Annotated in this window: 20 protein-coding genes; 7 read left to right on the forward strand and 13 right to left on the reverse strand. The window is 66.3% G+C overall.

Annotated features, from left to right (window positions below; all coding sequences use genetic code 11):
• Positions 1 to 3: 3 nt before the first annotated feature.
• The 3 genes from LB518_RS13985 to acnA all read right to left on the reverse strand — a co-directional run bounded on the left by LB518_RS13985 (position 4) and on the right by acnA (position 4298).
• Positions 4 to 666 carry an HAD family hydrolase gene (locus LB518_RS13985; protein WP_224578125.1) on the reverse strand — a complete coding sequence of 221 codons (663 nt, stop codon included), beginning with the start codon at positions 664 to 666 and terminating at the stop codon, positions 4 to 6.
• A 36-nt stretch (positions 667 to 702) separates the two neighbouring features.
• Positions 703 to 1467, reverse strand: coding sequence for a DUF1223 domain-containing protein (locus LB518_RS13990; RefSeq protein ID WP_224578126.1), 765 nt, complete (start codon positions 1465 to 1467; stop codon positions 703 to 705).
• A gap of 137 nt (positions 1468 to 1604) precedes the next feature.
• Positions 1605 to 4298 (reverse strand): aconitate hydratase AcnA, encoded by a 2694-nt coding sequence (acnA, locus tag LB518_RS13995; protein ID WP_224578127.1) that lies wholly within the window; start codon positions 4296 to 4298, stop codon positions 1605 to 1607.
• A 305-nt stretch (positions 4299 to 4603) separates the two neighbouring features.
• Between acnA and ccmA the strand changes: the two genes are divergently transcribed.
• Both ccmA and ccmB read left to right on the forward strand, forming a co-directional pair.
• The gene (gene ccmA / locus LB518_RS14000; protein ID WP_224578198.1) at positions 4604 to 5194 is read left to right on the forward strand and encodes a heme ABC exporter ATP-binding protein CcmA; all 591 of its coding nucleotides are present in this window, start codon (positions 4604 to 4606) and stop codon (positions 5192 to 5194) included.
• 19 nt (positions 5195 to 5213) lie between these two features.
• Complete coding sequence (ccmB, locus tag LB518_RS14005) at positions 5214 to 5882, forward strand: heme exporter protein CcmB (protein ID WP_224578128.1); 669 nt, start codon at positions 5214 to 5216, stop codon at positions 5880 to 5882.
• On the opposite strand, the gene putA is transcribed toward ccmB, so the two are convergent.
• The gene (putA, locus tag LB518_RS14010) at positions 5879 to 9727 is read right to left on the reverse strand and encodes a trifunctional transcriptional regulator/proline dehydrogenase/L-glutamate gamma-semialdehyde dehydrogenase (protein ID WP_224578129.1); all 3849 of its coding nucleotides are present in this window, start codon (positions 9725 to 9727) and stop codon (positions 5879 to 5881) included. The two genes, ccmB and putA, sit on opposite strands and share 4 nt — an antisense overlap.
• A gap of 311 nt (positions 9728 to 10038) precedes the next feature.
• Between putA and LB518_RS14015 the strand changes: the two genes are divergently transcribed.
• The 5 genes from LB518_RS14015 to LB518_RS14035 all read left to right on the forward strand — a co-directional run bounded on the left by LB518_RS14015 (position 10039) and on the right by LB518_RS14035 (position 14980).
• On the forward strand, positions 10039 to 10599 hold the full coding sequence (locus LB518_RS14015) for a F0F1 ATP synthase subunit delta (protein WP_224578130.1): 561 nt from the start codon (positions 10039 to 10041) through the stop codon (positions 10597 to 10599).
• Positions 10599 to 12128 carry a F0F1 ATP synthase subunit alpha gene (gene atpA / locus LB518_RS14020; protein WP_224578131.1) on the forward strand — a complete coding sequence of 510 codons (1530 nt, stop codon included), beginning with the start codon at positions 10599 to 10601 and terminating at the stop codon, positions 12126 to 12128. Before LB518_RS14015 ends, atpA begins: the two co-directional genes overlap by 1 nt.
• A 63-nt stretch (positions 12129 to 12191) precedes the next feature.
• Positions 12192 to 13073, forward strand: coding sequence for a F0F1 ATP synthase subunit gamma (locus LB518_RS14025; RefSeq protein WP_224578132.1), 882 nt, complete (start codon positions 12192 to 12194; stop codon positions 13071 to 13073).
• Between the two features lie 26 nt (positions 13074 to 13099).
• Entirely contained in the window at positions 13100 to 14548 is a 1449-nt protein-coding gene (gene atpD, locus LB518_RS14030) for a F0F1 ATP synthase subunit beta (RefSeq protein ID WP_224578133.1), read from the forward strand.
• A gap of 27 nt (positions 14549 to 14575) precedes the next feature.
• On the forward strand, positions 14576 to 14980 hold the full coding sequence (locus LB518_RS14035; protein ID WP_224578134.1) for a F0F1 ATP synthase subunit epsilon: 405 nt from the start codon (positions 14576 to 14578) through the stop codon (positions 14978 to 14980).
• Between the two features lie 84 nt (positions 14981 to 15064).
• On the opposite strand, the gene LB518_RS14040 is transcribed toward LB518_RS14035, so the two are convergent.
• The 9 genes from LB518_RS14040 to LB518_RS14080 all read right to left on the reverse strand — a co-directional run bounded on the left by LB518_RS14040 (position 15065) and on the right by LB518_RS14080 (position 22253).
• Positions 15065 to 15394 (reverse strand): RcnB family protein, encoded by a 330-nt coding sequence (locus LB518_RS14040; protein ID WP_224578135.1) that lies wholly within the window; start codon positions 15392 to 15394, stop codon positions 15065 to 15067.
• Positions 15395 to 15557: 163 nt separating this feature from the next.
• Positions 15558 to 16076, reverse strand: a complete 519-nt coding sequence (locus LB518_RS14045) for an RNA pyrophosphohydrolase (RefSeq protein ID WP_224578136.1) — start codon at positions 16074 to 16076, stop codon at positions 15558 to 15560.
• Between the two features lie 29 nt (positions 16077 to 16105).
• A complete protein-coding gene (locus tag LB518_RS14050) occupies positions 16106 to 16375 on the reverse strand; it encodes a hypothetical protein (protein ID WP_224578137.1) in 270 nt (89 codons plus the stop codon).
• A gap of 74 nt (positions 16376 to 16449) precedes the next feature.
• Entirely contained in the window at positions 16450 to 17784 is a 1335-nt protein-coding gene (locus tag LB518_RS14055) for a S41 family peptidase (protein ID WP_224578138.1), read from the reverse strand.
• On the reverse strand, positions 17781 to 19151 hold the full coding sequence (locus LB518_RS14060) for a murein hydrolase activator EnvC family protein (protein WP_224578139.1): 1371 nt from the start codon (positions 19149 to 19151) through the stop codon (positions 17781 to 17783). Before LB518_RS14060 ends, LB518_RS14055 begins: the two co-directional genes overlap by 4 nt.
• Before the next feature lie 111 nt (positions 19152 to 19262).
• A complete protein-coding gene (rlmH, locus tag LB518_RS14065; RefSeq protein ID WP_224578140.1) occupies positions 19263 to 19742 on the reverse strand; it encodes a 23S rRNA (pseudouridine(1915)-N(3))-methyltransferase RlmH in 480 nt (159 codons plus the stop codon).
• Between the two features lie 15 nt (positions 19743 to 19757).
• A complete protein-coding gene (gene rsfS / locus LB518_RS14070) occupies positions 19758 to 20270 on the reverse strand; it encodes a ribosome silencing factor (RefSeq protein ID WP_502845831.1) in 513 nt (170 codons plus the stop codon).
• A 43-nt stretch (positions 20271 to 20313) separates the two neighbouring features.
• Positions 20314 to 20955, reverse strand: a complete 642-nt coding sequence (locus LB518_RS14075; RefSeq protein ID WP_224578200.1) for a nicotinate-nucleotide adenylyltransferase — start codon at positions 20953 to 20955, stop codon at positions 20314 to 20316.
• Between the two features lie 2 nt (positions 20956 to 20957).
• On the reverse strand, positions 20958 to 22253 hold the full coding sequence (locus LB518_RS14080) for a glutamate-5-semialdehyde dehydrogenase (protein ID WP_224578141.1): 1296 nt from the start codon (positions 22251 to 22253) through the stop codon (positions 20958 to 20960).
• Between the last annotated feature and the right edge of the window lie 10 nt (positions 22254 to 22263).

Consider the following 22263-nt stretch of genomic DNA (forward strand, 5'->3'; position numbering starts at 1 on the left):
GGTTCAACGACGTGGAGATCCGCCGAGCGCGAGATGCTGCAGGCGAGGATGGCCGCTGACATCTCCAGCCGATCGAAAGACCGCCGCGTCCCAGCCGGCGCTTTGGGCGCAGGCAACGATCTCCGGCTGGTCATCGAAAAAGAGCGGCGGTTGCGCCGGATCGATGCGAAGCGTCTGGTTGATCGCCTCGAAAAAACGGACGTCCTTCTTCGGATAACCGAGCGACGCGCTGTAGAACATGCCGTCGAAGCGCTCGGAGAGGCCGAGATCGTTCCACAGATAGCGGGCGCGGTGATGCTCCTGGCCCGTGGCGATGTACACCTTCGCGTCGGCGCGTCGCTTGAGCTCCGCCACCAGATGCAGGACCGCGGCGTTGAGGTTTGAATCCTTTTCAAACCAGTAGCGCATGAAATCCTTCACCTCGCCGCGATACCCGATGTCGGGCAGAACGCCGGCCAGGGCTTCCGCGAGGTCGAGACGACCGATGACGCATTGATGCATCAGCGCTTCGGATCGTTGCCCGCTCGCCCCGAAGAAGCGCGTCTGGAAAGCGGCACGATCGACGCCGAGATCCGCCGTGATGGTCGCGTCCCACGGCTTTCGCAGGGCGGCATCGGCATGCCAGCCGTCGATCAGGACGCCATCGACATCGAAGAAAATCAGCATCGGCCTCGGTCTCGCATTCGCAACGGAACGCAGAGCCTACCAGCCGCCGCCGGCCTTTTCGACATGCGCGGCGCCGATGATCGGGCCCGGCTGGTCGTCTGCGCCCGTCTCCTGCAGCAGGATGGCGCAGCCGTCGGTGCCGCTCTCGCGATATTCCGCCATCGGCAGGTCGACCTTGACCGGCTCGCCGCGCCAGACGGCGATCGGCCTCAGCTTGCGCACGACATTGTAGTAACTGAGCGTGCGGTTGCGGTTCTCGCCGCGCTCGATCGGCACCTTGACGTGCCGCTCATAGAGCGCGAGCCACAGCGTTGCCTTGCGCGGACCGCCCCGATCGGCGGCCCCGACCGAAACGCTGATCGCATCGCCCATCATGCCGACCTGGATCGGCACCGATGGCGCTGGTCCAGCGGCAATGGCCTTCTCGATCGCCTTCGCGTCGCTGCCGACCACATGCACGCGGCCATTGACCACCATCTGCGGCGTATAGACCTGCCTGTCGCCACGGGCGGCGGCATAGGCCTTCTGGCGGACGGTGAACTCGTGTTCGGCGAGCGTGTCCTTCCAGCCCTGATAGTCCCAATAGTCGACCGAAAAGGAGAGCGCGACGATATCGGGACGTTCGCTGAACGATTCGAGCGCTTCGTCCGCCGGCGGACAGGATGCGCAGCCCTGGCTGGTGAAGAGTTCGAGCACCGCCTTCACCTGCTCATCGCCGTCGCGGTCGTCGGCAGCGCCAGCCGCGCCCGCCACGAAGCCGGAGCAGATCAGGATCGCCACGATGGACGGGATGCGGGACATGCGTCGAAGAATGCGTTCTCGAGAGGGGCGGCCACATGACGCGGCCCGGGTCACTCAAATACGACCGCGCCCGATCGCGAACCAGTCAATTCAAGGTGACCGGCGCCGCGGCGCCGGTCCCGATCGCGCCTGAAGGCTCAGGCGACGAGATTGCGCAGCACGTATTGCAGGATGCCGCCATTCTTGAAGTAGTCGAGCTCGTCCAGCGTATCGATGCGGCAGAGCAGCGGCACGACCTTGGTGGTACCGTCGGCGAAGGTGATCTCCGCGTCCAGCATCTGCCGTGGCTTGAGGTCGCCGGCGATACCCCGGATCGTCACCGTCTCGTCGCCCTTGAGGCCGAGCGTCAGCCAGGAGACGCCTTCCTCGAAGACGAGCGGCACGATGCCCATGCCAACGAGGTTCGAGCGGTGGATGCGCTCGAACGATTGGGCGATGACCGCGCGGATGCCGAGCAGCTTGGTGCCCTTGGCCGCCCAGTCGCGCGACGAGCCGGTGCCATATTCGCGGCCCGCGAACACGACGAGCGGAACGCCCTCGGCCTTGTATTTCATCGCCGCGTCGAAGATCGGCATTTCGACGCCATCCGGCCAATGACGGGTGAAGCCGCCTTCCTTGCCGCCGAGCATCTGGTTCTTGATGCGGATATTGGCGAAGGTGCCGCGCATCATCACTTCATGATTGCCGCGCCGCGTGCCGTACTGGTTGAAATCGATCGGGCGGACCTGATGATCGCGCAGATAGACGCCTGCGGGGCTCGCCTCCTTGATCGAACCGGCCGGCGAGATATGGTCGGTGGTGATCGAATCGAGGAAGAGCCCCATCACCCGGGCATTGATGACGTCCGAGACCGGCTCGGGCTCCATCTTCATGCCCTCGAAATAGGGCGGGTTCTGCACATAGGTTGAGCCATTGTCCCAGGCATAGGTCTCGCCCTCGGGCGCCTGGATCTTCTGCCAATTCTCGTCGCCCTTGAAGACATCGGCATATTTCGCCTTGAACATCGCCTGCGTGATGTTGTCGGCGATGAATTCTGCGATTTCCTTCGAAGACGGCCAGATATCGCGCAGATAGACCGGCTGCCCGTCCGTGCCCGTGCCGAGCGGCTCGGTGGTCAGATCCACCTGTAGCGAGCCGGCCAGCGCATAGGCAACGACCAGCGGCGGCGAGGCGAGATAATTGGCCTTCACATCCGGGTTGACGCGGCCCTCGAAATTGCGGTTGCCGGAAAGAACGGCCGCGGCAACGAGGTCATGCTCGTTGATCGTGCGCGAGATATCCTCCGGCAGCGGGCCGGAATTGCCGATGCAGGTGGTGCAGCCGAATCCGACGATGTTGAAGCCGAGCGCGTCGAGATCCGTCTGCAGGCCCGATTTGCCGAGATATTCGGCGACGACCTGGCTTCCGGGCGCGAGCGATGTCTTGACCCACGGCTTGGCGGAGAGCCCCTTGGCAAGCGCATTGCGGGCGAGCAGGCCGGCGCCGATCAGCACCGAGGGATTCGACGTGTTGGTGCAGGAGGTGATGGCGGCGATCGTCACCGCGCCATGGCCGAGATCATAGTCATGGCCTGCGACGGCGGCGCGCTTGCCGGCTTCGCCCGGCTTCTTGAACTCGCCTTCGAGGGCAGCCAGGAAGCCGCTCTTCGCATCGGTCAGCAGGACGCGGTCCTGCGGACGCTTCGGACCGGCGAGCGACGGCAGCACGGTGCCGATATCGAGCTCGAGCACGTCGGTGAACACCGGATCGGCCGTCGAGCCGTCGTGCCAGAGGCCCTGCGCCTTGGAATAGGCTTCGACCAGCGCGATGCGCTCGGCCTGGCGGCCGGTCTCGTCGAGATAGTCGATCGTCTCGGCATCAACGGGGAAGAAGCCGCAGGTGGCGCCGTATTCCGGCGCCATATTGGCGATCGTGGCGCGGTCGGCGAGCGTCAGATGGCTGATGCCTTCGCCATAGAACTCGACGAACTTGCCGACGACGCCCTTCTTGCGCAGCATCTGCGTCACGGTGAGCACGAGATCGGTTGCCGTGATGCCTTCGCGCAGCGCGCCGGTCAGGCGGAAGCCGACAACCTCGGGCACGAGCATCGAGATCGGCTGGCCGAGCATGGCCGCCTCGGCCTCGATGCCACCGACGCCCCAGCCGAGCACACCGAGGCCGTTGACCATCGTCGTGTGACTGTCGGTGCCGACAAGCGTATCCGGATAGGCGATCTCGGCGCCGGTGGCCTCGTCGGTCCGCGTCCACACGGTCTGGGCGAGATATTCGAGATTGACCTGATGGCAGATGCCGGTGCCCGGCGGCACGACGCGGAAATTCGAGAAGGCCGACTGACCCCATTTCAGGAAGCGGTAGCGCTCCTGGTTCTGCTCATATTCCCGGTCGACATTCTGCTTGAGCGCGGTCGCATTGCCGAAGAAATCGACGACGACCGAATGGTCGATGACGAGATCGACCGGAACGAGCGGATTGATCTTTTCCGGATTGCCGCCGAGCGCCTTCATGGCGTCGCGCATCGCGGCGAGATCGACCACCGCCGGCACGCCGGTGAAATCCTGCATCAGCACGCGGGCCGGGCGGAAGGCGATCTCGCGATTGCTCTTGCGCGTCGTCAGCCACTCGGCGATCGCACGGATGTCATCGGCCGAAACGGTACGGCCGTCTTCGTTGCGGAGGAGATTTTCGAGCAGAACCTTCAGGGAGAAGGGAAGGCTGGAGATCCCGGGAAGCCCGTTCTTCTCTGCGTCCGGCAGGCTGAAATAGACATAGGACTGTCCGCCGACCTGAAGGGTCTTGCGGGATTTGAAGCTGTCGGGGTGCGGAGTGCTCACGATGGATCAGGCCCTCGGTTCGATCGCAAAAGAAACCTGACCGAAGCCGATGCACGAACCATGCCCGCCTCGATCCGGCGAAACCGGCAAGTCGGGCGCACGAACTGCCGCCAGGCGGCAGATGCAGCGCGCTCTCAAGCGCCGGTCCGGACTGTCTGTCCTCGCCGCGGCGCGGCCCCGCGCCGGGTTGCAGGGCTTATAGTGAATTTCGTAAGGAGAAGCCACAACGAGGAAAGTTGCCGCGGCTGGAACGGTTCGAATTCGCCGCTCCCCTTCGGCTCGCCGCCAGCCCGGGAGGTTGCGTGATCCGTCTCGACGTCAGGGACCTTGCCGTCGAGCGCGGCGGCAGACCCGTCCTCGCCGGGATCGGCTTCGCGCTCGCGGCGGGCGAGGCGCTTGCGCTCACGGGCGCGAATGGCGCCGGAAAATCGACGCTTCTGCGCGCCGTCGCTGGTCTGGTGCCGCTGACCGGCGGGCGGATCGACTGGCAGGGCAGCGGCGAACCCATCGCCGAGGCGATCCACTATTTCGGCCATCTCGACGCGTTGAAGCCCACCCTCGCGGTCGCGGACAACCTCATTCTGTGGTCAAAAGTCGCAGGAGTGCCGGGCCTCTCCGTGATCGAGGCGCTGGAGCGGGTCGGGCTCGACCATCTCGACGACATGCCGGCCGCCTATCTTTCTGCCGGCCAGCGGCGGCGTGTCGCCTTTGCCCGCCTGCTCGTGGTGCGACGGCCGGTCTGGCTGCTCGACGAGCCGACCGCCGCGCTCGATGCCGGCGCGGAGGCGACCTTCGGTGATCTCCTCGCCGATCATATCGCGTCCGGCGGCCTTGCCCTCGTCGCGACGCACCGGCCCTTGCCGATTCCGGCCGCAACGCTGAGGCTTGGCGCATGACGTTCGTCCTTGGCGCATCATGACCGGATTCTTCCTCGCCCTTGCCGGACGGACAGCGCGCCTTTCGCTCGGCGCCGGCGGCGGAGCATTCACCGGCCTCGTCTTCTTCCTGTCGGTGGTGGCCGTCGTGCCCTTTGGCGTCGGGCCTGACATGCCGCTTCTCGCCCGCATCGGCCCGGCCATGCTGTGGATCGCTGCGCTGCTCGCGACGCTGCTCGGTCTCGACCGGCTGTTCCAGGACGATCGCGACGACGGCTCGCTCGACCAGATGATCCTCTCGGGCCTGCCGCTCGAACTGATCGTGCTCGCCAAGGCCATCGGCCACTGGCTGGCCACCGGCCTGCCCCTCGTCGTCGGCGCGCCGCTGTTCGGGTTGATGCTCGGCGCCGATGGCCACGCGATCCTCTTCGTGACGCTGACGCTCCTGATCGGCACGCCGGCGCTGACCTTCATCGGCGCGATCGGCGCAGCCCTGATTACCGCCATGCGCCGCGGCGGCCTGATCGTCGCCGTGCTGGTGCTGCCGTTCACGATCCCGGTGCTGATCTTCGGGGTCAGCGCGGTCGCGGCCGCGACAGGCGGTTTCGACCCGGCCACACCGCTGATGGTCCTCGCCGGGCTCGCCCTCGGATCGCTGGTCGCCGGCCCGATCGCCGCCGCGGCTGCGCTGCGGGCGGCGCTCGATTAGCCGATCGACATCAGGCTCGCATTGCCGCCGGCCGCCGCCGTATTGACGCTGATCGAGACTTCCTCGATCAGCCCGTCGAGATAGAAGGTCTCCCGCCCGCTGGCGAGGCCGTCGCTGGAAACGGCATGGATGGCGACGATCGGGCCTTCGCGAGCGGCGATACGGCCGGCAAGCAGCGCCAGCCGGTCCGCATCGCCTTCGAAGAGGACCGCACCGAGCGGCATGGTCTCGGCGTCGTCGATCACGTCGATGCGCCGCGCGACCTCCGTAGGCAGGGCGCCGAGCAGCGCGGCGATGGCCTCGCCCGGTGAGAGCACGGCGCGGTTGCCTGTCGCCAATGCCGCACCGAGCGCGACCGTCAATCCGGCCGGCGTCTTCGCCTCGATCAGCACGCGCCCGCGGGCCCGCGTGAAATAGCTGTCGCGCTGCCCCACCGGCCCCGCAAGAATGCACTCCGCGCCCACGCCGGCCCGTTCGATGAAACCACGCACCCGCGCCGCTGCGTCGCCATCGCCCCGCCGCGCCAGCCAATCAGCGAAGGTCTGAGCGACCGGGTCGCCTCCACCTGAAGGCGCGTCCCCGCCAGCCGCTTCATGCGGCTGCACGAGACGTCCGAGATAAAGCGGGCCGCCGGCCTTCGGCCCGGTGCCGGAAAGGCCGTTGCCGCCGAACGGCTGCACACCGACCACGGCGCCGACGACGTTTCGATTCACATAGAGATTGCCGGCATGAACGCGCGCCGTGACGGCGGCGATCGTCTCGTCGATGCGCGTATGCAGGCCGAATGTGAGGCCATAGCCGGTGCCGTTGATGGCATCGACCAGAACTTCGAGGCCGTCGCGGGCATAGCGCAGCACATGCAGCACCGGCCCGAACACCTCGCCAGGCACGTCCTTGATCGCATCGATCTCGATCAGCGCCGGCGCGACGAAGCTGCCCGGCCTCGCCTCGTTCCCCGCGGCAAGCCGGTGCACCTTGAAGCCGCGCGCCGCCATGGCCGCTATATGCGCCTCGAGCTTTTCGGCGGCTTCCTCCGTGATGACAGGCCCGATATCGGTTGAAAGCAGCGCCGGATCGCCCAGCGACAATTCGGCCATCGCGCCTTTCAGCATGGCGATCATCCGGTCTGCGACGTCATCCTGGATACACAGCACCCGCAGCGCCGAACAGCGCTGGCCCGCGCTGTCGAAAGCGGAGAGGATCGCGTCGGCCGCGACCTGCTCGGCAAGCGCCGAGGAATCGACGATCATCGCGTTCTGGCCGCCCGTCTCGGCAATCAATGGCAAAGTGCGGCCATCCGGCGTCAAACGGCTTGCGAGGCTGCGATTGATCGCGCGCGCGACCTCGGTCGAGCCGGTGAACAGCACACCACGGACGCGCGAATCGGCGACAAGCGCCGCACCGACATCGCCCGCGCCCGGCAGAAGCTGGACAGCCGCCGCCGGCACGCCGGATGCGCGCAGGATACGCACCGCCTCGGCGGCAATGAGCGGCGTTTCCTCGGCCGGCTTCGCGAGCACGGGATTGCCGGCCGCGAGCGCCGCCGCGACCTGGCCGGTGAAGATCGCGAGCGGGAAATTCCACGGGCTGATGGCGACCACCGGGCCGAGCGGCCGATGCGTATCGGCGGCAAAACCCGCCCGCGCGGCGCCGGCATAATAGCGCAGGAAATCGACCGCCTCGCGCACCTCGGAGACGGCGTTCGGGATCGTGCGCCCCGCCTCGCGCACGATGAGGCCGACGAGCTCGGGCAAGCGGGTTTCCAGCGCATCGGCGGCACGCTCCAGCGCGGAAGCACGCTCGCTGGCCGGCGTCGCGCCCCAGATCGGCGCGATCGCCTCGGCCTCGGCAAAGGCCGCGTCGATCGCCTCCGGCGAAGCGACGATCATGCCGCCGACACGGTCACGCCGATCGGCCGGATTGAGAATGTCGATCGCCTCACCGGCAAGCTCGTCCGTCCCGACCAGCGGCGCAGCGCTCCACGGCCCCGCGGCACTGCCGATCAACGCCACCGCGAGCGCGGCGAGCCGCTGCTCGTTGGCAAGATCAAGTCCGGCCGAATTGATGCGATCAGCGCCATAAAGCGCGCGCGGCAGGGCGATCTTCGGATGCGGCGCGCCGACCGGCTCCAGCGCGAGCGCTTCCGTGACGGGATCGGCGATGAGCGCCTCGACCGGCACCCCGGGGTCGGAGATCCGGTTCACGAAGGAGGTGTTGGCACCGTTTTCGAGCAGCCGCCGCACGAGATAGGCGAGCAGCGTGTCATGCGTGCCGACCGGCGCATAGATGCGGCAGGGCCGGCCGAGCTTCCCCTCGCCCACCACTTCCTCATAGAGCGGCTCGCCCATGCCGTGCAGGCACTGAAACTCATACTGGCCGGGATAATAGTTAGCGCCGGCCATCTCCATGACGGCGGCCAGTGTCTGCGCGTTATGCGTCGCGAACTGCGGGAAGATCGCATCCGGCGCCGCGAGCAGGCGCCGGGCGCAGGCGAGATAGGAAACGTCGGTGTGCAGCTTGCGGGTGAAGACCGGGAAGTCCTCCAGCCCGGCCTCCTGCGCCCGCTTGATCTCGCTGTCCCAATAGGCGCCCTTGACGAGGCGCACCATCAGTCGCCGCCGGCTGCGCCGCGCGAGATCGACCAGCCAGTCGATGACGAAGGGACAGCGTTTGCCATAAGCCTGGATGACGAAGCCGATGCCGTTCCAGCCGGCAAGGTCCGGATCGAAGGCGAGCGCCTCCAGGAGATCGAGCGAGATCTCCAGCCGATCCGCCTCCTCCGCATCGATATTGAGCCCGATATCGTAGCGCTTCGCCAGCACCGCGAGACCCTTCAAGAGGGGCAGCAGTTCGGCCATGACGCGGCCGCGCTGTGCCCTTGCATAACGGGGATGCAGCGCCGAGAGCTTCACCGAAATGCCCGGCCCCTCATAGATGCCGCGCCCGCCCGCCGCCTTGCCGATGGCATGGATCGCCTGCTCGTAATCGGCGAGGTAACGCGCCGCGTCGCCGGCGGTCATCGCCGCCTCGCCAAGCATGTCGTAGGAATAGCGGAAGCCCTTCGCCTCCATGCGGCGACTATTGGCCAACGCCTCGCCGATGGTCTGGCCGGTGACGAACTGCTCGCCCATCAGCCGCATCGCGATCTCGACGCCCTTGCGGATCAGCGGCTCGCCGCCCTTGCCGATCAGCCGTGTCAAGGCGGCGGAGAGGCCCCGTTCGCTGTTGGTCGTGTTGAGCTTGCCGGTGACGACGAGACCCCATGTGGCCGCGTTGACGAACAGCGACGGGCTGTGACCGACATGCGCGCGCCAATCGCCCGCCGAGATCTTGTCGCGGATCAGGGCTTCGCGGGTCGGCCGGTCGGGGATGCGCAGCAGCGCCTCGGCAAGGCACATCAGCGCCACGCCTTCCTGCGTCGACAGCGCGTATTCGCGCACGAGCCCGTCGACGCGCCCGGCCGGCTCCTTGAGGCGCAGCCGCTCGACGAGTTGCCGCGCCGTCCGCTCCGCCCGGGCCTTCGCGGCTGGATCGAGCTGCGCCTGCGGGATCAGCAGCGGCAGGCATTCCGTTTCCGGCATCCGCGTCGCCGCGGTGATCCGAGCGCGGAGGGCGCTCTGGGGGGCCAGATCGCGCGCGAAGCCGACAAATGGACCTTGAGCGGGCTGTGGAACCGGCTCCGCGTCGTCATCCGCGTCGAAACGCTCGCCGCGCTCCACACGTTCGATCGCCGCGATGACTCCGGTCCGTGCCAGCCAATGCGGCGAGCGCCCGACCATCGCAGCCGCCGCCTTCAGCCGCGCGCGCAGCACCTCGTCCACCTTGATCGCAATCGTCCCCGCCATCGTCTCAATCCCGCTAGCCTCGATCCATCGGTGTTACTCCGTCCCGTGACGGGTGTCACCCGCCACGCGCAGCCCACGGCAATCGGTAATACCGCCTTCGCCATGGGATTCAGGCCCCGGCCGAAGCAAATCTCGGCGTGCTGGCGAGTTGCGACGGGCGGGAGGCTGTGCTAACGAACGCGCGGCTTACGGGCGGGCCATTCTCGACGGCTTCTAGCTGCTTCGACAAAATCCAATCCGTTCAGTGTGTTGCACGGCAGCGACCGGAACGGGACCGAAGCCCGGTCGTGGCGTCTTAAAGCGAGGATCAGGTGGCGGAAGAGAAAAGCATCGTCTCAGGGGTGTCCGGGCGCTACGCCACGGCCCTTTTCGAGCTCGCGCTCGACAGCGGCGCTATCGACGCCGTCGAGGCCGACCTTTCCCGCTTCACCGCCCTGCTCGCCGAGAGCGACGACTTGACCCGCCTCGTGCGGAGCCCGGTCTTCGCCGCCGAAGATCAGTTGCGCGCCGTGACGGCCGTGCTCGCCAAGGCGGGTATCGGCGGGCTCGTCGCTAATTTCATCAAGGTCGCTGCCGGCAATCGCCGGCTGTTCGTCCTGCCCGGCATGATCACCGATTTCCGCCGCCTCGCTGCCGCCCATCGCGGTGAGGTGACGGCCGAGGTGACCAGCGCCGAGCCGCTCAGCGATGCCGCGACGGCCGCGCTGAAGGAGGCCCTGAAGGCCAAGATCGGCAAGGACGTCACGCTCGTGGCGCATGTCGATCCGGCCCTTATCGGCGGTCTCGTCGTCAAGGTCGGCAGCCGTATGGTCGACACGTCGCTGCGTTCCAAGCTCAATTCACTCAAGATCGCCATGAAAGAGGTCGGCTGATGGACATCCGCGCCGCTGAAATCTCCGCAATCCTCAAGGAGCAGATCAAGAACTTCGGCTCCGAGGCTCAGGTTTCCGAAGTCGGACAGGTTCTGTCGGTCGGCGACGGTATTGCCCGCATCTACGGCCTCGACAATGTCCAGGCCGGCGAGATGGTCGAGTTCCCGGGCGGCACCCGGGGCATGGTGCTGAACCTCGAAACCGACAATGTCGGCGTCGTGATCTTCGGCTCCGATCGTGACATCTCGGAAGGCGACACCGTCAAGCGCACCGGCGCCATCGTCGACGTTCCCGTCGGCAAGGCCCTGCTCGGCCGCGTCGTCGACGCCCTTGGCAACCCGATCGACGGCAAGGGCCCGATCGAGACGACCGAACGTCGCCGCGTCGACGTCAAGGCGCCGGGCATCATCCCGCGCAAGTCCGTGCATGAGCCGATGCAGACCGGCATCAAGGCCATCGACGCCATGATCCCGGTTGGCCGTGGCCAGCGCGAGCTGATCATTGGTGACCGTCAGACCGGCAAGACCGCCGTCGCGCTCGACACGATCCTCAATCAGAAGTCGGTCAACGACACGGGCGACGAGTCGAAGAAGCTCTATTGCGTCTATGTCGCGATCGGCCAGAAGCGCTCGACCGTGGCGCAGTTCGTGAAGGTGCTCGAGGAACGTGGCGCGCTCGAATATTCGATCGTCGTCGCCGCCACTGCCTCCGACCCGGCTCCGATGCAGTATCTCGCCCCCTTCGCCGGTTGCGCGATGGGCGAATATTTCCGCGACAACGCCATGCATGCCCTGATCGTCTATGACGATCTCTCCAAGCAGGCCGTCGCCTACCGCCAGATGTCGCTGCTGCTGCGCCGCCCGCCGGGCCGTGAAGCCTATCCGGGCGACGTGTTCTATCTGCATTCCCGCCTGCTCGAGCGCGCGGCCAAGCTGAACGATGATAACGGCAACGGTTCGCTGACCGCCCTGCCGATCATCGAGACGCAAGCCAACGACGTGTCGGCCTATATTCCGACCAACGTGATCTCGATCACCGACGGCCAGATCTTCCTTGAGACGGACCTGTTCTATCAGGGCATCCGTCCCGCCGTGAACGTCGGCCTTTCGGTGTCGCGCGTCGGCTCGGCCGCCCAGATCAAAGCGATGAAGCAGGTCGCCGGCCCGATCAAGGGCGAGCTGTCGCAGTATCGCGAGATGGCGGCCTTCGCCCAGTTCGGCTCCGATCTCGACGCCACGACCCAGCGCCTGCTCAACCGCGGCGCCCGCCTGACGGAACTCCTGAAGCAGCCGCAGTTCTCGCCGCTGAAGGTCGAGGAACAGGTCGCGGTGATCTATGCCGGCGTGAACGGCTATCTCGACAAGATCCGGGTGGATCAGGTCAGCCCGTTCGAGCAGGGCCTGCTCGCCGTGCTGCGCACCGAGCACAAGGATCTTCTCGATCTCATCCGCGACAAGCGCGAGCTGAATGACGAGATCCGTTCGAAGCTGAAGGCCGCCCTCGACGCCTTCGCCAAGAACTTCGCCTGAACCTAGGGAAGGGCCGGATCGCCTCGCGCGGTCCGGCCTTCATTCCGCTCGACAGGGACGCTCATGCCGAGCCTCAAGGAACTCCGAAACCGCATCGCCTCGGTCAAGGCGACGCAGAAGATCACCAAGGCGATGCAGATGGTCGCCGCGGCGAAGCTTCGTCGCGCCCAGGCCGCCGCCGAAGCGGCCCGCCCCTATGCCGAACGCATGGGCGCGGTGCTGGCCAATGTCGCCGCCGGCGTCGCCGGCCAGTCCGATGCGCCGCGCCTTCTCGCCGGCACCGGATCGAGCCAGACACATCTCCTGATCGTCTGCACGGCCGAACGCGGCCTTTGCGGCGCGTTCAACTCGTCGATCGCCCGCCTCGCGCGTGAGCATGCGCTCTCGCTGCAGCGCCAGGGCAAGACGGTGAAGATCCTCTGCGTCGGCAAGAAGGGCTACGACGCTCTCCGCCGGCAGTTCCAGAGCGAGATCATCGAGCTCATCGAGCTGCGCACCGTGAAGCAGATCGGCTTCGAGAACGCCGACCAGATCGCCCGCAAGGTGCTCGCGCTCTATGGCGAGGGCCAGTTCGACATCGCGACGATCTTCTATGCGAAGTTCCGCTCGGTCATCCAGCAGATCCCGACGGCGCAGCAGCTGATCCCGGCAGAGGTGCCGACCAACGACAACGCCGCCCCGACTGTGGCGACGCTTTATGAATACGAGCCGGACGAGGCAATGATCCTGGAGGATCTTCTGCCGCGCAACATCTCGGTCCAGATCCTCGGCGCGCTGCTGGAGAACGTCGCGTCGGAGATGGGCGCCAAGATGTCGGCGATGGACAACGCGACGCGCAATGCCGGCGAGATGATCAAGAAGTACACGCTGCGCTATAATCGCACGCGCCAGGCGATGATCACCAAGGAACTGATCGAGATCATTTCGGGCGCCGAGGCGCTCTGACCGGACTTTTGGAAGGCGAGAACACCATGGCGAATACCACCAATCAGAAGGCCGAATCGGGCCGCATCACGCAGGTGATCGGCGCCGTCGTCGACGTTCAGTTCGAAGGCCATCTGCCGGCCATCCTGAACGCGCTCGAGACCAGCAACAACGGCAACCGCCTCGTGCTCGAGGTGGCCCAGCATCTCGGCGAATCGACTGTCCGCTGCATCGCAATGGACATTTCGGAAGGCCTCGTCCGCGGCCAGCCGGTCCGCGATACCGGCGTTCCGATCCAGGTTCCGGTCGGCATCGGCACCCTCGGCCGCATCATGAACGTCATCGGTGAGCCGATCGATGAGGCTGGCCCGGTCGAGGCCGAAGGCCTCCGCCCGATCCACGCGCCTGCTCCGTCCTATTCGGAACAGTCGACGGAAGCCGAAATCCTGCTCACCGGCATCAAGGTCGTCGACCTCCTGGCGCCTTACGCCAAGGGCGGCAAGATCGGCCTGTTCGGCGGCGCCGGTGTCGGCAAGACCGTGCTGATTCAGGAACTGATCAACAACGTCGCCAAGGTCCATGGCGGCTATTCGGTGTTCGCCGGCGTCGGCGAGCGCACCCGCGAGGGCAACGACCTCTATCACGAGTTCATCGATTCCAAGGTGAACGCCGACCCGCACAATCCCGATCCGTCGGTGAAGTCGAAGTGCGCGCTGGTGTTCGGCCAGATGAACGAGCCGCCGGGCGCCCGCGCCCGCGTCGCGCTGACCGGCCTGACCGTCGCCGAGCACTTCCGCGACCAGGGCCAGGACGTGCTGTTCTTCGTCGACAACATCTTCCGCTTCACCCAGGCGGGTTCGGAAGTGTCGGCTCTGCTCGGCCGCATCCCTTCCGCGGTGGGTTACCAGCCGACGCTCGCCACCGACATGGGCGCGCTGCAGGAACGCATCACCACCACGACCAAGGGCTCGATCACCTCGGTGCAGGCCATCTATGTGCCGGCCGACGACTTGACCGACCCGGCGCCGGCGACCTCCTTCGCCCATCTGGACGCGACGACGAACCTGTCGCGCGCCATTTCCGAGAAGGGCATCTACCCGGCGGTGGACCCGCTCGACTCGACCTCGCGCATGCTGACGCCGGCAATCGTCGGTGAGGAGCATTATGCGGTGGCGCGTCGCGTGCAGCAGATCCTGCAGCGCTACAAGGCGCTCCAGGACATCATCGCGATCCTGGGCATGGACGAGCTTTCCGAAGAGGACAAGCTCACTGTTGCCCGCGCGCGCAAGATCGAGCGCTTCCTATCGCAGCCCTTCGACGTCGCCGAGGCCTTCACCGGCCAGCCGGGCGTCCAGGTGCCGATCGCCGATACGATCAAGGGCTTCAAGGGCCTCTGCAACGGCGATTATGATCATCTGCCCGAGGCGGCCTTCTACATGGTCGGCACGATCGATGATGCGATCGCCAAGGCGAAGAAGCTCGCGGCCGCGGCCTGAGCGTCCGACGAGAAGAGGTAAGTTCCCATGGCCGATCCGTTCCCGTTCGAACTCGTCTCGCCTGAGCGGCTGCTCCTCTCGGAGCCGGCCCTCTCGGTCGTCGTGCCGGGATCGGAGGGCGAGTTCGAGGTTCTGAAGAACCACGCGCCCTTCATGTCGACCATCAAGCCCGGCGTCGTCACGGTGACGCTGGCCTCTGGTCCTGCCCAGCGCTTCTTCGTGCGCGGCGGTTTTGCCGACGTGAATGCGAGCGGTCTGACGATCCTCGCCGAGCAGGCGATTCCGGTCGAGAGCCTGAACGCCGAGGACATTGCGAAGCAGATCCGCGATGCCGAGGAAGATGTCGCCGACGCGCGCGACGACATCTCGAAGACGGCCGCCGCTACACGGCTCGCCCAGTTGAAGGATGTCCAGGCGGTTCTGGGTCACTGACCCGGGCTGAACCTCGCCGACAATCAAAACCCGCCGCCATCGGCTGATGGCGGCGGGTTTTTTCTTGTTGAATTCGCGCGAGTGTCAGTGGCCGTTCAAGATCGATGCGATGATGCCCGAGGCGATGCCGACCATCAGGTACTGGTTGCCCTGCTGGACCCAACGATAGCCACGCGGCGGTGCCTTCAGATGATGGTGGCGATAGTCGACGTCCCGGCCCCACTGGCTCTGCGGAATGCGCTGGCCTTTTCTCCAGGCCTGCTGCTTGCCATGCGAGCCGCGGCCGTCATGGACCTGATCCTTGCCATGCGAGCTGTAATGGTTCTGGCTCGGCGCACGATAGGACTGCTGGGCGTTGGCAGCCGGGATGGCGAGCGCAGCGACAGCGATTGAAGCTAGAAGAATGCGTTTCATCGGAAAGCTCCTCGGTTGGTCGATGCACGCTTTCTAGCGCGCCTGCGATGAACCGAGACTGAACGGCAACCTTATTATCTGTTCAGGTTATTTTCTTTTGAGCTTACCATTTCGCCGTAGCCAGCGCCGGCCGGCCCTGAAGACGAGATGGTACGCGCTCCGGTCAGCCTGCCAGATGGCTGAACGCCGCGACGACCTGTTCATAAACCTTGCGCTTGAATGGAACGATCAGCGTGGGCAGCGTGGCGAGCTTTTCCCAGCGCCAGGAAATGAACTCGGCTTCATACTGGCCGCCGCCCGGCGCGAGGACGTCGATCTCGCTCTCTTCCCCTTCGAAGCGGAAGGCGAACCACTTCTGGCGCTGGCCGCGAAATTTGCCCTTGAGCGCAATGCCGACGAGTTCGGGCGGCAGGTCATAGTCGAACCAGCCCTCGGCCTCGGCAAGCAGGGCGACCGACTTGATGCTGGTCTCCTCATAGAGCTCGCGATAGACGGCCGGCAGCGGCGCTTCGCCCTCATCGATGCCGCCTTGCGGCAATTGCCAGACGGGGTCGCCCGCGACCAGTTCGGCATTCGGCGACCGCTCGCCGATGAAGACTTTTCCTTCACGGTTGAACACCACGGCGCCGACGCAGGGGCGATAGGGCAGCGTCGCCGGGTCGACCGGCTTCTTCTTCGACATGGCAGTTCTCCGGGATGTCGGGCGGCGCGTCAGGGATCGCGAATGATGATCTGGCCGTTCGGGTCGTCCGGTTCCGCGGGCGGCTCGGGCGGCTTTGCAGCAACAGGCGGGGGCAGCGGCGGAAGGTCGACCGTAACATGCGGCTGCCCACCATAGGGGTCGCCCTTCACGGCCGCCCAGACGGCAAGAGCAGCCAGGATGATCAGCGTCGGACCGGCGAGAAATGGCCAGATCGGCCAAGGACGGCGCGCCGCCGCCGGGCGGTCGAGGCCGAGGGGAGCGCTGTAGTCGTCGGGCACGTCCGCTCGCTATCGTCGGGCGTTGAAAGGAAAACGGCGCCCCTTGGGGCGCCGTCATGGGATGTCGTTTCGGCTTAGTTGGGCACCGCAGCCTTGGGGTTCGGCGGGAAGGCGCTGTTGGCCTGCTTGCCGTCCAGAAGGCCGATCGCCTCCTGAAGCTGCTTATCGTCCTTGGCTTCCGGCGGCACATAGGCCTGCGAGCCCGTGCCCTCGTCGCCGCCCGCTTCATTGGCGAGGTGGCCCTTGAGCGATGCCTCGCCCTTTGTGTCGGTCACCTGATCCTTCAGCTCCGGCGGCAGATCCTGCACGACCTGGATATCGGGATCGATGCCCTTGGCCTGGATCGATCGGCCGGACGGCGTGTAGTAGCGCGCCGTGGTAAGGCGGATCGCGCCATTGGAGCCGAGCGGAATGATCGTCTGCACCGATCCCTTGCCGAAGGAACGGGTGCCGAGAATGGTCGCGCGCTTCTGGTCCTGCAGGGCGCCGGCAACGATCTCGGACGCCGAGGCCGAGCCGCCATTGATCAGCACGATCACCGGCTTGCCATCGGTGAGATCACCATCACGGGCATCATAGCGAGCGTTCTGGTCAGAATGCCGTCCGCGCGTCGCGACAATCTCGCCCTGGTTCAGGAAGGCATCGCCAACCGCAACCGCCTGGTCGAGCAGGCCGCCGGGATTGTTGCGCAGGTCGAGGATGTAGCCCTTGAGCTTGTCCTTGCCGATATCCTTGTTGAGCTTGTCGACGGCGGCCTTCAGCCCGTCGAACGTCTGCTCGTTGAACGAGGAGATGCGGATATAGCCGATATCGCCCTCGGACCGCGACTTGACCGACTGGATGCGGATCACGTCGCGTACGACCTTGACGTCGAACGGCTTCGCGGTGCCCTTGCGGGCGATCTGCAGCGTGATCGGCGTGTTGACCGCGCCGCGCATCTTTTCGACGGCCTGGTTCAGGTTCATGTTCTGGACCGGATCGCCGTCGATGGCGATGATCAGGTCGCCGGCAAGGATGCCGGCCTTGGCCGCCGGCGTATCGTCGATCGGCGACACGACCTTGACGACGCCGTCCTCCATCGTGACCTCGATCCCGAGCCCGCCGAACTCACCGCGGGTCTGGACCTGCATGTCCTTGAAGTCTTTCGGATTCATGTAGCTCGAATGCGGGTCGAGCGAGGTCAGCATGCCGTTGACGGCTGCCTCGATCAACGCGCTGTCGTCCGGCTTCTCGACATAGTCGGCGCGGATGCGCTCGAACACGTCACCGAACAGATTGAGCTGCCGATAGGTGTCCGAGACTGCGGCGTGAGCCGCACTCGGCACCAGACCGGGCACCTGGGCTATCGTGATAGCCGCCGTGGCGCCGATGATCGTACCGGCCAGGAGAAGCGAAGCATTGCGAATCATCCGCCAACCTTTTCGTCGCTGGATCGCGCCCACCATGGGGCCGGGTCGATCGAGGTTCCGTCTTTTCTGAATTCGACATAGAGCAGGGGCTGCTGGGCGCCAATACCTTCAGCACCCATGCTCGCGAGCTGGCGGGTCCCCATTACGCCGACCGGCTCGCCCGCGAGAACGAACTGCCCGAGTTCGACGTTGATGCGCTCCATGCCTGCCAAGAGCACATGATACCCGCCCCCGGCATTGATGATCAAGAGTTGCCCATAGGAGCGGAAGGGACCTGCATATACCACCCAGCCATCGCTGGGCGAAGATACGCCGGCACTGGCGCGTGTCGCGATCGAAACGCCGGCGGTCGTGCCGCCAAGCCCATCGGCATCGCCGAAGCTTTTCACCTCGACGCCGTTGACCGGGCGCGGCAGCAGGCCCTTGGTATCGGCAAAGGCGACGGCCGGCTCGATCCGGTTGGCGGCGCCGAGATTGTCGGGCTGGCGCGGTGCTTCGCCCGATGCGATGGCCGCCTTGTTGCGTTCCTCGGCCGCCTTCGCCGCTGCCGCGGCATCGGCCGACGCGGCAACCTGCTTCTCGAGCGAATCGATCAGATCCTGCAGGCTGCTCGCCTGCGCGGCGAGCTGTTCTGAACGCGTCTGCTCGGAGGCGAGCGCCTCCTCGGAAGCCGCGCGTGCCTTTTTCTTTTCTGCCACCAGCAGCTGGATGCGTGTCTGCTCTTCGGCGAGCGCCGTCGCATCAGCACGGACGCGATCGCGCTCCCGCGCCTTCTCATCCTTGAGTGCTAGGAGGTGCTGCAGGTCGGCGGTGAGTCCGTCGGCCTCGGTGCGCAGCTCCGGCACGACCGCGCCGAGCAGCATCGCGCTGCGCACGGCGGCAAGCGCGTCCTCAGGCCGTACCACGATCGCCGGCGGCGGCTTGCGACCCATGCGCTGCAGCGCGGCCAGCACATTGGCGAGCACGCCGCGCCGAGCCGAAAGCGAGGCCCTGACGGTCTTTTCCTCGTCGAGCAGGCTGCTCATCCGCATTTCAGCCTCGCCGAGCTGGCGCTCGAGCTGCTTGGCCCGCTCGCCGGTCTCGACCATGCTTTGCGTCAGCGACGCGCTATCCTTGTCAAGCTTGTCGATTTCCGCCTTGAGTTCGTCCTGCCGCGCCCGCGTGACCTCGATATCATGCGTGATCGCGTCGAGTTCGGCGCGGCGCTGGGTCCGCGCCGCCTCGGCCGGATCGACAGGCGCCGTCTCCGCGGCAGCCGGCTGAGCAGCCGGAGCCTGCGCGGCGGCACGTTCCGGCCACAGCAGGACGCTCGCCGCGGCGAAGGCGACGAAAGCGAGGCTGAGCGAAAGCGGCAAAGGTCGGATCAAGGAACGGCCCGGATGGCAGCAACGGCTCGTCCGGACGAAGCGAGGCGGTCTTCGCCGCCGGAAGTGCACAGATCTCATGCTGACCGCCAATTGCGGCCGAAGCTGGACGGGTCAGGCGCGGTGATAGGGATGGCCGGAAAGGATCGTTGTCGCCCGATAGATCTGCTCGGCGAGCATCAGCCGCACGATCTGGTGCGGCCAGGTCATCGCCCCGAAGGCGAGACTTTGGTCGGCCCGCCGCCGCAAGGCTTCGCCATGGCCATCGGCACCACCGATCGCGAACACCACATCCCGAAGGCCGCCATCGCGCAGGGTGCCGAGACGCTGGGCGAACGCCTCGCTCGAGACCGTGTCGCCGCGCTCGTCGAGAGCGATCAGCCGCGCCCCTTCAGGCAGGACGCCCATGAGCGTCGCAGCTTCCTGCGCCATCCGCTCCTCGGCCCGGGTCGCGCGGCTCTCGGGAAACTCCCGCACCGCGACAGTGAGCCCGAGCGCGCGGCCGGTCTGGCCGGCACGCTCCAGATAGCGCTCGACGAGAAGACGCTCGGGACCGGCCTTCAGCCGGCCCATAGCGGCAATGGTGATCTGCATGGCGGCTCCGGAGAACTAGTCCTCCGGCGCCTCGGCGACGGGACGGATCCCGCTCCCCTTCGGCGCGTCGGGCGACCACATCTTTTCCAGATTGTAGAAGCTGCGCACCTCGGGCCTGAAGATATGGACGATGACATCGCCCGCATCGATCAGCACCCAGTCGCAATGCGGCATGCCCTCCATGCTGCCGACCCGACCGCCGGCTTCCGTGATGTCACGGTCGAGATGGTCCGCGATGGCGCCGACATGTCGCTGCGAGCGCCCGGTGGCGATGACCATGTAGTCCGCCAGCGCCGATTTACCCGCAATGTCGATCGAGACGATTTCCTCGGCCTTCGAATCATCGAGGCTCTCGAGGACGGTTCTGAGAACGTCGTCCGCCGCAATCTGCCGGCGTACCGCCGTCTTGTGAGGCAGGCGATCATTCGCAGCCTCGGTTTGGATTGCCGTCGTCAGTGGTTGATCCTTTCGCCAAAAGGCGCGCTTGATCCGGAAATGGATCTGATCATTCTCGCTCCCCTGCGGCACGATGTCCGCATGATGAGAAGATAGGCACGAGCGGGTGAAGCTTTCAAGACCGCGCCGATTCCTTCATCGACCCCGCCCGCAGCGCGGTCGATGACATTGCAACGCGCGGCCCATGCAGGAAGACCCAGGCCGGTGTCGCGTGTCCCGGCAGAAGGGCTGCATCCGCCTCGTCGAGCCGGAAGCGCGCCAATGCATGCGCGGCAGGCGAGGCCATCGCGCGGAACGTGCTGCCAGGCCGGTCGTAGACCGCGATCGGCATCGTCTCGGCGATCTGCCGCCAATGTCGCCAGCGATGAAACTGGCTGAGATTGTCGGCGCCCATAAGCCACACAAGCTTTACCCCGGCAAGCCGCCTGGCGAGGATTGTGAGCGTATCGGCCGTATAGCGCGTCCTGAGCGAGGCCTCGACCGCCGTCACCGTGATGCGCGGATCGCTCGCCATGGCCTCTGCCGCCGCCAGCCGTCGCGCCAGCGCACCCGGCGCATGGTCCTTGAGAGGATTGCCGGGCGTCACCAACCACCAGACGGCATCGAGCCGCAGCCGCCGGATCGCCATCAGGCTCAGGGTCAGATGACCCTTGTGCGGCGGATCGAACGAGCCGCCAAACAGTCCGATGCGCTGCCCCGGCAACGCCAGCGGCAGGCGGAGCGCCGATCCGGGCGCCGGATCGGCGGCATTGTCCATCGTCACGGCCGCGTCTGCCCGCTGCCGTGAACGCGATAGTTGAACGAGGTCAGTTGCTGCGTGCCAACCGGCCCGCGCGCATGCATCCGGCCAGTGGCGATGCCGATCTCGCCGCCGAAGCCGAACTCGCCGCCATCGGCAAACTGGGTCGAGGCATTGTGCATCACGATGGCCGAATCGACCTCGGCGAGGAACCGCGCCGCAGCGGCGTCGTCCGCCGTCAGGATCGCATCGGTGTGATGCGAGCCGTAATGCTCGATATGGGCGATGGCCGCGTCGATGTCGTCGACGACGCGCACCGAAATGACGGAATCGAGATATTCCGTCGACCAATCGGCTTCCGTCGCCGGGCTCGCCTCGCCGACCAGCGCCCGCGTCTCGGCGTCGCCGCGAATGCTGCAGCCCGCCTCGATCAGCGCGCGCACGATCGGCACCAGATGGGTGGCGGCGACGGCGCGATCGAACAGCAGCGTCTCGGCCGCGCCGCAAACCCCGGTGCGCCGCATCTTGGCATTGACGATCAGGGGGATCGCCATCGCGAGATCGGCCTTCGCATGCACATAGATGTGCACGATCCCTTCGAGATGAGCGAAGACAGGCACCCGCGCCTCGCTCTGCACCCGCGCGACAAGGCTTTTGCCGCCGCGCGGCACGATGACGTCGATGGCCCCGCCAAGCCCGCCCAGCATCGCGCCGACGGCAGCCCGATCGGCGGTCGGCACCATCTGGATCGCGTCACCCGGAAGGCCCACAGCCTCGAGCCCGCGCACCAGCGCGGCATGGATGGCATGCGAGGAGCGGAACGAATCCGAGCCCCCGCGCAGGATCACGGCATTGCCCGCCTTCAGGCAGAGCGCGCCAGCATCGGCGGTGACATTCGGCCGGCTTTCATAGATGACGCCGATGACGCCGAGCGGCGTGCTCACGCGCTCCAGCTTCAGGCCGTTTGGCCGCTCCCAGGCCTCGAGAACGCGGCCAACCGGATCGGCCAGCGCCGCGATATCCTCGACGCCAGCCGCCATCGCCTCGATCCGCTGCGGATTGAGCGTCAGTCGATCGATGAATGAGGCCAGCGCGCCTTCCTTCGAGATCGCGGCGACATCGAGCGCGTTCGCTGCGAGGATCGCCGGCGCATCGGCACGGAGCGCATCAGCCATCGCGCGGAGCGCCGCATCCTTTTGCTCAGTCGTGGCAAGCGCTAGACGGCGCGCCGCGGCGCGGGCCTGTCGGCCGATCGCGTCCATCGTCGCTGCCACATCGCCGGCAGCGTCGGTCCTGTCGAGGGCCGTGAGGCTCATGGCATCCGCT

Source organism: Mesorhizobium sp. BR1-1-16 (assembly GCF_020165495.1).
In the GTDB taxonomy this organism is placed as follows: domain Bacteria; phylum Pseudomonadota; class Alphaproteobacteria; order Rhizobiales; family Kaistiaceae; genus Kaistia.